Source organism: Marinobacter antarcticus, from assembly GCF_900142385.1.
GTDB classification, from domain to species: domain Bacteria; phylum Pseudomonadota; class Gammaproteobacteria; order Pseudomonadales; family Oleiphilaceae; genus Marinobacter; species Marinobacter antarcticus.
Map to the genome: position 1 here is coordinate 1,669,414 of NZ_FRAQ01000001.1, position 11,747 is coordinate 1,681,160.

At 57.2% G+C, this 11,747-nt stretch carries 10 protein-coding genes; all 10 read left to right on the forward strand.

The features are described from left to right. The first annotated feature begins 67 nt into the window (after window positions 1–67). Entirely contained in the window at window positions 68–1,642 is a 1,575-nt protein-coding gene (locus tag BUA49_RS07870; protein ID WP_072796622.1) for a bifunctional ADP-dependent NAD(P)H-hydrate dehydratase/NAD(P)H-hydrate epimerase, read from the forward strand. Beyond that, complete coding sequence (gene tsaE, locus BUA49_RS07875; protein WP_072796623.1) at window positions 1,639–2,136, forward strand: tRNA (adenosine(37)-N6)-threonylcarbamoyltransferase complex ATPase subunit type 1 TsaE; 498 nt, start codon at window positions 1,639–1,641, stop codon at window positions 2,134–2,136. The genes BUA49_RS07870 and tsaE overlap by 4 nt, the downstream gene beginning before the upstream one ends. Window positions 2,137–2,197: 61 nt before the next feature. Further along, the gene (locus tag BUA49_RS07880) at window positions 2,198–3,529 is read left to right on the forward strand and encodes an N-acetylmuramoyl-L-alanine amidase (RefSeq protein WP_407656690.1); all 1,332 of its coding nucleotides are present in this window, start codon (window positions 2,198–2,200) and stop codon (window positions 3,527–3,529) included. Between the two features lie 21 nt (window positions 3,530–3,550). Next, the gene (gene mutL, locus BUA49_RS07885; RefSeq protein ID WP_072796625.1) at window positions 3,551–5,437 is read left to right on the forward strand and encodes a DNA mismatch repair endonuclease MutL; all 1,887 of its coding nucleotides are present in this window, start codon (window positions 3,551–3,553) and stop codon (window positions 5,435–5,437) included. A 70-nt stretch (window positions 5,438–5,507) separates the two neighbouring features. Next, window positions 5,508–6,506 (forward strand): tRNA (adenosine(37)-N6)-dimethylallyltransferase MiaA, encoded by a 999-nt coding sequence (gene miaA / locus BUA49_RS07890; protein WP_084063515.1) that lies wholly within the window; start codon window positions 5,508–5,510, stop codon window positions 6,504–6,506. 34 nt (window positions 6,507–6,540) lie between these two features. Further along, on the forward strand, window positions 6,541–6,792 hold the full coding sequence (hfq, locus tag BUA49_RS07895; protein ID WP_072796627.1) for an RNA chaperone Hfq: 252 nt from the start codon (window positions 6,541–6,543) through the stop codon (window positions 6,790–6,792). A 117-nt stretch (window positions 6,793–6,909) separates the two neighbouring features. Continuing rightward, on the forward strand, window positions 6,910–8,208 hold the full coding sequence (gene hflX, locus BUA49_RS07900) for a ribosome rescue GTPase HflX (protein WP_072796628.1): 1,299 nt from the start codon (window positions 6,910–6,912) through the stop codon (window positions 8,206–8,208). Between the two features lie 79 nt (window positions 8,209–8,287). Continuing rightward, complete coding sequence (hflK, locus tag BUA49_RS07905) at window positions 8,288–9,484, forward strand: FtsH protease activity modulator HflK (RefSeq protein WP_072796629.1); 1,197 nt, start codon at window positions 8,288–8,290, stop codon at window positions 9,482–9,484. Window positions 9,485–9,486: 2 nt separating this feature from the next. Beyond that, complete coding sequence (gene hflC / locus BUA49_RS07910) at window positions 9,487–10,362, forward strand: protease modulator HflC (RefSeq protein WP_072796630.1); 876 nt, start codon at window positions 9,487–9,489, stop codon at window positions 10,360–10,362. A 179-nt stretch (window positions 10,363–10,541) separates the two neighbouring features. Beyond that, window positions 10,542–11,723 carry an ATP phosphoribosyltransferase regulatory subunit gene (locus BUA49_RS07915; protein WP_072796631.1) on the forward strand — a complete coding sequence of 394 codons (1,182 nt, stop codon included), beginning with the start codon at window positions 10,542–10,544 and terminating at the stop codon, window positions 11,721–11,723. The last annotated feature ends 24 nt before the right edge of the window (window positions 11,724–11,747 follow it).

Sequence of the window (11,747 nt, forward strand, 5' to 3'; positions counted from 1 at the left end):
TTTGCTATGCTTTACAGATAGCTGGCCAATTTTCTTAAACCGGTTTCTGTAACGGGAGCAAAGGCTCATGCCACAGCACGCTGGAGGCAGTTTATCAGACGCACTGTTTTCCGCCGATTCTGTGCGCCTAATTGATCATTATGTTATCGGGCAACAAGGCGTTGATGGTTTTGACCTGATGCAATCCGCCGCTCGTGCGGCATTTCGCCGGCTGGTTGTGCGCTGGCCCGGAGTGGAGCCTCTGCTGGTTCTCTGCGGTGCTGGTAATAACGGCGGTGATGGGTATCTGATAGCGGCCAATGCCGTGCGGCACGGGCTGGCTGTGCGCTGTATTGCGGTTGCTCCCACAGAGAAATTGGGCGGTGATGCCCGTCAAGCCTGGCAGAAAGCTGTTGCTGATGGCGTAGAGGTGCAGGCGCTGGCGGATATCGGCGAGCCTGAGCTGGACTCTGTGTTTGAAACAGCAGAGCTGATTGTTGATGCCATGCTCGGCACCGGTGTTTCCGGCGCGCCCAGAGAACCATTTTCCGGGGTGATTGCATGCTGTAATCGCTCCGGACTACCCGTGCTGGCTGTGGATTTGCCATCCGGCCTGGATGCTACCACAGGTGCGGCTGAGGGCGAGGTGGTGCAGGCCGCCATGACCGTCACATTTATCGGCCGTAAAGTCGGGCTGTATACCGGCCAGGGCGCTGCGGTGTGTGGCGATGTAATGTTTGAAACACTGAATGCAAGCGCCGGCGTCGTTGAGAGCGGCGAGGCCCCGATCGCCATGCTTCGGCGCTGGGAGTCCGTACTGGGCTGGCTGCCTGCGCGGCCGGCTAACGCCCACAAGGGCCGGTTTGGTCATGTTCTGGTGGTCGCTGGATGCCGGGGTTTTGGTGGTGCCGGCATGCTGGCAGCAGAAGCGGCGGCGCGCTCCGGTGCGGGGCTGGTTTCACTGGCAACGCGCCCTGAACATGTAACGGCCGCCCTGGCGCGTTGTCCGTCGGTAATGGTTCACGGCCTGATTCACGGTTCGGAACTGCCAGCATTGCTGGATGCCGCAACGGTAGTGGTGTGCGGGCCAGGTTTGGGGCAGAACTCCTGGGGACAACAAATGCTGCAGCAGGTGGTTGAAAGCGGAAAGCCCCGTGTTCTGGATGCAGATGCTCTGAACCTGCTTTCGTCCCGGGTAGTGACGCCCGCCCGCAACCAGATTCTGACACCGCACCCGGGCGAGGCGGCCAGACTGCTGAACTGCCTGGTGCCCGAAGTAGAGGTCGATCGCGTGGCTGCGGCCAGAAAGTTGCAGTCCCTTTACGGTGGGGTGGTCTTGCTCAAGGGGGCCGGGACGATCATCGCGTCTGGCGCGGAAGCGGTGGATATTGCCGGTGGCAGCAACCCGGGTATGGCGACCGGAGGCATGGGTGATGTGTTATCCGGAATCATCGGTGCTCTCTATGCCCAGACCTATGCCCAGACGACTGAAGCGCCTGCCCGTGCCGCAACCCTGGGAGCGGTGGTGCACCTTGAGGCTGCCTGCAGAGCTTCAGCGGACAAGGGCTATATCGGCTTGATACCGACCGACGTGATTGATGCATTGCCGCTGGTTTTCCGGGAAGCAGAGCCGGGCAGTAACTGCAGCAAGGAGGGAGAATGAGCATTTTCGGGAACGAGCGCAGACTGTTTCTGGAAGGCGAGGCCGAGACAGAGAAGCTGGGAAGAGAGCTTGCCCGCCTGGCAAAAGAATCGGATCAGGGGCTGACGGTGTTTCTCGAAGGCGATCTCGGAATGGGTAAGACCACGCTCAGTCGCGGAGTTATCAGGGGGCTTGGGCACAAGGGCGCTGTGAAGAGCCCGACTTATACGATAGTTGAGCCTTACGAAGACCTGACACCGCCGATCTATCATTTTGATCTGTACCGGCTGGGCCACCCGGAAGAGCTTGAATACATGGGCATCCGGGATTACTTCAACGGCCAGAGTATTTGTCTTATCGAGTGGCCAGAGCGTGGAGAAGGGCTGCTGCCCGCGCCCGATCTCGAAGTGCACCTGGAGTATCAGGGCGAAGGTCGCTCGGCGGTGGTCCGGGCAGGCTCTGAACTGGGTGCATCACTTTTGAACGAACTTGAACTGATAGGGCCGGACCATTAACGGACTGGCACTGGATAAACAGGCAAGCTGTATGAATAAACTCAAGCTCACGATTAAAGCAATGATTGCTCTGGCGACTCTGTGCCTGCTTATGGCAAGCATGTCCGCTCAGGCCGGTACTCAGGTGGAAGGTATCCGCATCTGGCCGGCGCCGGATCACACTCGCCTGGTGCTGGATACTGCGGGCAAGGTTGATCACAACATGTTCGCGCTGAGTAACCCTTCGCGTCTGGTGATTGATCTCAAGAATACCCGGCTGAATACAGATTTCGACAAACTCGATCTGTCCGGTAGCCCGGTCCGGCGCATCCGAAGTGCGACGCGTAACGGCACAGATCTGAGGGTGGTTCTTGATCTTGTCAGTGATATTAAGCCCCGGAGCTTCCAGCTAGAGCCCAACCAGCAGTATGGACATCGCCTGGTGCTTGACCTCATTGATGAAAGTGGCAGCCGCCTGGAAAAAGCGACCAAACCTACGGTAACCCACGATTCGGCCGGCAAGCGCGATGTCATTGTGGTTATTGATGCGGGCCACGGTGGTGAGGATCCGGGAGCTATCGGGCCGCGAGGCACCCGCGAAAAGGATGTTGTTCTGAAAATGGCTCACATCCTTGCGGATATGATTAATAAACAGCCAGGCTACATCGCCAAGCTCACCCGTACCGGAGATTATTATATCGGGCTGAGGAACCGGACAATTCTGGCCCGCAAGTACAGCGCCGACCTGTTTGTATCGGTGCATGCGGACGCTTTCCGCACGCCTCAGCCCAAGGGCGCCTCAGTGTTTGCGTTGTCTCAGCGCGGCGCAACCAGTGAAACGGCGCGCTGGCTGGCGCAGAGTGAAAACCGCTCTGACCTCATCGGCGGTACCGGCGGCGTTTCTCTGGATGGGCGGGATGATATGCTGGCCGGCGTGTTGCTCGATCTGTCCATGACAGCCAGCATCAACGCCAGCCTCGGTGTGGGCAGCTCCGTGCTGGGCAAGCTCAACAGCGTGGCTCGCCTGCATAAGTCAGGTGTGGAGCAGGCGGCATTCGCGGTGCTCAAGTCACCGGATATCCCTTCCATCCTCGTGGAAGCGGGTTTCATCTCCAATCCGCAGGAAGAGAAAAATCTGGCTACGGACTGGTATCGCCGGAAACTGGCTGGCGCCATCATGAATGGTGTTGACGAGTATTTTCGTAAAACACCCCCGCCGGGCACCTTGCTGGCATGGCAGAAACAGAACCGTCAGGGCGGCAACGCTATAAGCCAGCACAGGGTTCAGAGTGGCGATACCTTATCCGGACTGGCGCGGGAAAATCAGACCACTGTCAGCGAGTTGATGCAGTTTAACGGCCTGAGGGACGACCGTGTTATGGTAGGGCAAACCATTCGTATTCCTTCATCCTGAAGCAAGAGGTAGCCCCGAAACATGCCCTCCATCCGATTGCTCTCGCCGCGGCTGGCAAACCAGATTGCCGCGGGCGAGGTAGTTGAGCGCCCTGCATCCGTTGTCAAGGAACTGGTTGAAAACGCGCTCGATGCGGGCGCGGACCGCGTTTATGTTGAAGTGGAGCAGGGAGGCGTAAAGCTGATCCGGGTGCGTGACGACGGCAGTGGTATTGCTGAAAGCGACCTGCCTCTGGCGCTAAGCCGCCATGCCACCAGCAAAATTGCCAGCCTTGATGATCTTGAGGCCGTGGCTTCCCTCGGTTTCAGGGGTGAAGCTCTGGCCAGTATCAGTTCTGTGTCGCGCCTTGCGCTGACCTCCCGCACAGAAGGGCAAGAGGCAGCTTCCCGGGTAGAAGTTGAAGGTCGTGACATGGACGCTCGAATCTCGCCGGCTGCGCATCCTGTGGGCACCACCGTTGAAGTCCGGGATCTCTTTTTCAATACCCCGGCGCGGCGCAAGTTTCTCCGTACCGAAAAAACCGAATTCAACCACGTAGAAGAGTGTGTGCGGCGCCAGGCGCTTAGTCGGTTTGATGCAGGCTTTACTCTGCGTCACAACCAGCGGGTTGTTCAGAACCTCCGGCCTGCGGAATCCATGCAGGACAGAGAACGCCGCATTGGTGCCTTGTGCGGGCAGAAGTTTATCGACAATGCGGTGGTTATTGATGCGGAGGCCACAGGTTTGCGCCTGTGGGGCTGGGTGGCCTTGCCTACATTCTCTCGCAGCCAGTCCGATCTTCAGTATTTCTTTGTCAATGGCCGCGTAATCCGTGACCGGCTGGTTGCCCATGCCGTTCGCCAGGCCTACCGCGATGTGTTGTACAACAACCGCCACCCGGCGTTTGTTCTCTACCTTGAAGTCGATCCCGCCACGGTTGACGTGAACGTGCACCCGACTAAGCACGAAGTGCGCTTCCGCGATGGTCGTCTGGTGCATGATTTTATCTTCCGTACGCTGCACAAAGCTCTGGCTGATGTGCGGCCTGACGACCATTTCCGGGGCGCGGTGGCCCAGTCCTTCGGTCGCGAGGTCTCAGGGCCGGGAGAATCTCCGGCAGCCAGGTCAGCTGCTCCGCACCAGTCCTGGAACGGGCAGCCGGCGATGCCTTCCGCAGACAGTCATGCTCCGGGTGCTGGTTTTGGCGGGCAGGTAGCGCCGCAGCAGGAATGGCGGGCGAGCGATCAGATGGCGTTTTATCAGTCTCTCGGTGGCGGTGGTGTTACTGCCCGGCAAGAGCCTGCCCCATCGATGGATCACCCGGTCAACGCGGATGGTCATGAAGAGCCGCCTCTGGGTTATGCTATTGCCCAGTTGCACGGCATTTATATACTGGCCCAGAGCAGTGTCGGGATGATCGTAGTGGATATGCATGCGGCTCACGAACGTATTACCTACGAGCGAATGAAGCGCGCACTGGCAGAGCAGGATCTCAAAAGCCAACCGTTACTGGTGCCTCTGTCTCTTGCTGTCAGTCAGAAAGAGGCGGCGCTCGCTGAAACTCACGGAGAGGACCTGCAACAGCTTGGGCTGCAGATTGAGCGTATCGGGCCTGAGACGCTTGCAATCCGGCAGGTACCGGCGCTGCTGCGGGGAGCCGATACAGAGCAGCTCGTTCGGGATGTTTTATCTGATCTGATTGAGCACGGCCAGAGTGATCGGGTCGAAGCCGTTACCCACGAGCTTCTCGGGACCATGGCGTGTCATGGTTCGGTGCGGGCAAATCGCCAGCTAACCATGCCTGAAATGAACTCCCTGCTTCGGGACATGGAAGCGACAGAGCGCAGTGGTCAGTGTAACCATGGCCGCCCCACCTGGACGCTGGTTACACTGGCGGAGCTAGACAAGCTGTTCCTGCGGGGGCGCTAGAGTGTCACCAAGAGTGCCACAACCGACTAGCGCCTGTGGTGAGCAGGACAGGCCGCCGGCCATCTTCCTGATGGGGCCCACGGCTTCAGGCAAGACGGATCTGGCCATGGCGCTTTGCGAGCAGCTGCCATGCGACATCATCAGCGTTGACTCGGCAATGATTTACTGTGGCATGGATATTGGTACGGCCAAACCCACTGCTGATGAACTGGCCCGCGCCCCCCATCGGTTGATTGATATCTGCGATCCGTCTGAAACCTATTCTGCTGCCGATTTTCGTCGGGATGCACTGACTGAAATGGAACGGATATCCGCTGCCGGGCGTATTCCTCTGCTTGTGGGCGGCACCATGATGTACTTCAAGGCATTGTTGCATGGTATGTCGGGGCTGCCGTCGGCCAGTCCGGAGCTACGCAGAACTCTTGAGGCGGAGGCAGAACAGCTTGGATGGGCTGCGCTGCATGCGGAACTGCAGGCAACCGATCCGGTAGCGGCAAAACTGATCCATCCGAATAATCATCAGCGCCTGTTAAGAGCTCTGGAAGTTATCCGCCTGACCGGGCGGCCGATTTCGGCTTTCTGGGAGGCGCAGGGCAGCCGGCCATTTCGCCAAGAGGCAGGCCGTAAGGGTATTGAGGATTACACTTATTTTACTCAATGGCAGGCAGACGAAACTTCATCGCTTCCGTATACTATAACGCAGCTTGCCATGGTGCCCCCGGAGAGGCGAGTGCTTCACGACAGGATTCACCAGCGCTTTCTGAATATGCTGGAAGCGGGGTTGCTGGATGAAGTCCGTACTCTGATGGGCAGAGGTGATCTGAACCCGGACCTCCCTTCCATGCGCTGTGTCGGTTATCGTCAGGCTTGGAGTTACTTGGCCGGCGAACATGATTATGACGCATTTGTAAGTAAGGGCGCCGCGGCCACTCGTCAGCTTGCCAAGCGGCAGCTCACCTGGCTTCGCAAGTGGTCTGATTTGAACTGGCTGGACAGCGAAGACGGGTTTATCGTTGAGGCAGCCTTGAAAAAAGTCAGGTTTCACACCACATTTAGCTCTGAATATTGACGATCTGCATTTACTAATAAACAGGAGAACACACATGTCAAAAGGGCACTCGTTACAAGACCCTTACCTCAATGCCTTACGCAAGGAACGCATTCCGGTTTCCATCTTTTTGGTTAACGGCATCAAACTGCAAGGGCAGGTAGAGTCTTTTGACCAATTTGTGATTTTGCTGAAAAACACTGTCAGCCAGATGGTCTACAAGCACGCAATTTCCACCGTTGTGCCTGCCCGGAATGTTCGCATTCCTCAGCAGAATCCGGCGGAAGATGGTGAGCCTGAAGACTGAATTGACCCGGCTTGCCGGTATTGCCACCCGCGTTCCTGACGAGCCTCTGGGTTCCGATGGTCGCGGGTGTTTGTTTTTATGAGGATAACAGCCAAGCTGTTTCGGAGTTGATGCCCATTGTTTGAACGCCCGGATGTAGGTGAGCGAGCGATACTCGTCCACATCGATTTTACCTCCCATGACGGCTCTGAAGATCCGGATGAGTTCCGGGAGCTTGTGTCATCTGCCGGAGTTGAGTCGGTTGGAGTAGTGACCGGTTCCCGCAAACAGCCCAGCCCCAGACTGTTCGTGGGCGAAGGCAAGCTTGAGGAAATCCGCGATGCGGTGGCGCTGCATGAGGCAGATGTTGTTCTGTTTAATCATGCCCTCAAACCTAGTCAGGAACGGAATATCGAGAGTGAGCTAAAATGCCGCGTGCTCGATCGCACGGGTGTCATTCTGGATATTTTTGCTCAGCGCGCTCGCACGCATGAAGGCAAACTGCAGGTAGAGCTGGCCCAGTTGGACCACATGTCAACGCGCCTGGTTCGCGGTTGGACGCACCTTGAGCGTCAGAAAGGCGGTATTGGCCTGCGCGGCCCCGGTGAAACCCAGCTGGAAACCGACCGTAGGCTGTTGCGCGAACGCATCAAGTCCATCCACAAACGTCTCGAAAAGGTTCGTCGTCAGCGCAATCAGGGTCGTCGAGCGCGTAAGCGCGCTGATATTCCGACGGTATCTCTGGTAGGCTACACCAACGCTGGCAAGTCCACTCTGTTCAACCGGATTACCACTTCTTCCGTATACGCTGCAGATAAGTTGTTCGCAACTTTGGATCCGACGATCCGGCGCCTGGAACTTCCGGATATCGGGCCGGTCGTAATGGCAGATACCGTGGGCTTTATTCGGCATCTGCCGCATAAACTGGTTGAAGCATTCCGGGCAACCCTGGAAGAGACGACGGAAGCAACCATTCTGCTGCACATTGTTGACAGCCACGACAGCCGTCGTGATGAAAACATTGAGCAGGTTGAGGAAGTGCTGGCGGAAATCGGCGCCGATGAGGTACCTGTGCTTCAAGTGTTCAACAAAATAGACTTGTTGGACAATTTTACACCTCGGGTCGAGCGCAATGAGGATGGCGTGCCTGTTCGTGCCTGGGTCTCGGCCGTTACGGGTGCGGGCCTGGATGGTCTTTACGACGCCATCGTAGAGCGACTGGCTGAAGATGTTGTACACCATTTTGTTTTGCTCGGGCCTGCTGATGGCAAGCTCCGGGCGCTCCTGCACGAGGCTGGCTCGGTGCTAAGTGAAAAGCACCGGGAAACCGGAGACACGGTACTCGAAACCCGGCTGCAACACCGGGACTGGCTGCAGCTGCTGAGCCGTGCCGGCATGAGTGAAGAAACAGTGCGCCTGGATAACGGGCAAGCCTGAAACCATAGCAGCTATTGCCGGGGCGATTATAAATCCCTAGTATTTGCAACCATTCGACATGTTAGGAACGGAGAGAACTATGGCCTGGAATGAACCGGGTGGAAACCGCAATGACAATGACCCCTGGGGAAATGGTGGTGGTCGTCGCGGTAATGATCAGGGACCACCAGACCTTGATGAGGCGCTGAAAAAAGGTCTCGACAAACTCAATAAAATGCTGGGTGGCAAAGGCAAGAAATCAGGTGGCGACGGCGGCAACAGTGGCGGTAGTTCAGGTGTGGCGGGCGGTTTTGGTGCCGTTCTCGCGCTGGGAGCCATTCTTGTCGTGGGCTACGTGATCTTTCAGTCGTTCTACACTGTGAACGAGCAGGAGCGCGCGGTAGTGCTGAGGTTTGGTGAGTATTCCAAGACAGAAAGCCCTGGCCTGAGATTCAAGGTGCCTCTGATTGATGACGTCACCAAGGTGCTGGTCACCAGCGTGAGAACCGCCCAATCCAGTGGCCAGATGCTGACTCAGGACGAAAACCTGGTCACGGTTGACCTGCAGGTGCAGTACCGTGTCGGCGAGGCTCGTGACTATGTGCTGAACGTCCGGGACTCCAACCAGGCTTTGGCATTTGCGACGGATAGTGCGCTGCGCCATGAGGTTGGCAGTTCGTCTCTGGATGATGTGCTCACGGAGGGGCGCGCAGAATTGGCCGTTCGTGTTGAGCAGCGGCTCCAGGGCTTCCTTGAGGAATATGGAACCGGTCTTCAAATTGTCCGGGTTAACGTTGAAAGCACCCAGCCGCCCCCAGCGGTACAGGACGCGTTCCGTGAGGTTCAGCGTGCCCGTGAGGACGAGCAGCAAGTGAAGGAAGAGGCGGAAACATACCGAAACAAGGTTGTTCCTGAAGCCCGCGGTCAAGCCCAACGCATGATTGAAGAGGCTAGCGCCTATAAGGAAGAAGTCACCGAGCGTGCCCGTGGTGAAACCGCCCGTTTCCTCGAGTTGCTGGCTGTGTATCAGATGGCACCGACGGTAACTCGTGAGCGTATGTACCTGCAGACCCTTGAGACTGTGCTTTCGAGCAGCAGCAAGATTCTTGTGGATACCGAAAGCAGCGGCAATATGATGTATCTGCCACTGGATCGCCTTACCCAGGGCGGCGGGTTGCCACGAAGCGGAAACCAGTCTTCCGGCAGCGACGGGCAGATGGATATCCAGACGGTCACGGATCAGGTTATCAAGGAAATTCGAACCCGGCAGGACACTAATACACGGAGGAGCAGATAATCATGGGATCTAAAAGTGTAGCGGGTCTTGCAGGCGCTCTTATCGTTGTTCTGCTGGTACTTTCGAGTGTCTTTATTATTCCTGAAACCCATCGTGGGGTCATGCTGAGGTTTGGTGAGTTGGTTGAGACCGACGTCCAGGCGGGCATTCACTTCAAGGTGCCGGTAATCGATCAGGTCAGGGAGTTTGATATCCGCCTGCTGACCATGGATTTGCCTTCGCGGCAGTATCTGACGGTTGAGAAGAAGCCGCTGGACGTCACCTCTTATATCGCCTGGAAGATCCGCGATGTGGATCAGTTCTACCGTGCTACAGGCGGGGATGAGTTACGCGCTCAGTCGCTATTGTTATCCCGAGTGGATAACGGCCTGCGGGATGAGTTTGGTGTTCGTACCATGCACGAAGTGGTTTCAGGTCAGCGGGATGAACTGATGAGCACCCTGCGTGAACGGGTTAACGAGACGTCGGTCAAGGAATTCGGTATTGATGTAATAGATATCCGGATCAAGGCCATCGAGTTCCCGGGGCAAGTCAGTGAGGCAGTCTATCGCCGGATGGCGACTGAGCGTGAGAAGCTGGCTCAGGAGTTCCGCTCTCGAGGGCGTGAGCTGGCCGAAGGTATCCGCGCAGATGCCGATCGTCAGAGAACTGTGACACTGGCGGAAGCATTCGCCTCCTCGGAAACAACCCGGGGTGAAGGCGACGGTGAAGCTGCCCGGATCTACGCAGATGCCTATGGCTCCAACCCGGAGTTCTACAGCTTCTACCGTAGCCTCCAGGCATATCGGAATACCTTCTCCAGCAAAAGCGACATGATGGTTATTGACGCCAACAGTGAATTCATGAAATTCCTGAAGGATTCAAAGGGCGGAAGCTAAAACTCGCCCGGTACACCGAAAAACCGGAATACCCAGGTATTCCGGTTTTTTTGTGTCCCCCAACAGTGTAAAATCCGTCAGGTTTTGGTTCGGGTTTTTCTGCCCCGAATGTCACCCTAATATCTGTGTGCTTCTTCTGCATGACGAGCAGGAGTGCGCAGGATGGACAACGGAATCTCATGACAGTATCTGATCGCTGGTTACTGCCGGACGGGGTGGAGGATATCTTGCCGCCACTGGCCGGACAGATAGAGTCGCTGCGCCGGGATGTAATGGATACCTGCCAGCGCTGGGGCTACCAACTGGTAATCCCGCCGCTTATCGAATACCTCGAATCCCTGTTTACCGGAACCGGACACGACCTGGAGTTGCAGACCTTCAAGCTGACGGATCAGCTGACCGGGCGCATGATGGGTGTTCGTGCCGATATGACGCCCCAGGCTGCGCGCATTGACGCCCACACTCTGGGGCAGGAGGGTATTACGCGCCTGTGCTATGCCGGGCATGTACTTCATACCCGCCCTAAACATATGCTGACCGGGCGTACGCCGATTCAGGCAGGCTGCGAGTTATTCGGCAGCGCGTCTGAGTCTGCGGATCTGGAAGTCATCAGCCTGATGCTTGAGGCCCTTCGCGTTGCTGGCCTGCCGCACGTCCACCTGGATCTGGCCCACGTGTCCATCTACGAAAGCCTGATTGGCGAGGCTGAATTTGATCGTGATACAAGTGCGGCGATCTTTGATGCTATGGCACGCAAGTCGGTACCTGAACTTGACAGGCTTCTCGGTGACTGCCCGGCAGGATCAGCAGGTGCGCGTCTTCGTGAACTTGCCCGTGTAAGCGGTGGCCCGGAAGCTCTGGCAGAGGCGCGCAGAATACTGAGTGGTGCCTCTGATAACCTGAGCGCAGCTCTCGATCAGTTAGGCCGGGTCGCGGAGATGCTCGAGAGAGACTTTCCGGAAGTCAGTTTCGGTTTCGATTTCTGCGAGCTGCGCGGTTACAACTATCACACTGGCCTGGTGTTTGCCGCTTATGTGCCGGGCCACGGTGATTCCGTTGCCAAGGGTGGCCGTTATGATGCCATTGGCAGTGATTTCGGGCGGGCACGTCCTGCTACAGGGTTCAGCCTGGACATACGGGCGCTGGTAACTCTGGGCGAGCGCTCTGTCAGTGGCAGCAAAGCCGTTTGGGCGCCTGCAGGCGATGATGCAGCGTTGGAGCAGGTGGTCTCGGAGCTGAGGATGACGGAGACCGTTGTCCGGGCACTACCGGAAGACAGCGGAGTGGATCCCTCAACCCGGGGATGTGACCGGAAGCTGGTAAAACAGGGTGATGATTGGGTCGTTCAGACGCTGAGCTGAGCTCATACAGGTACATTTACCAAA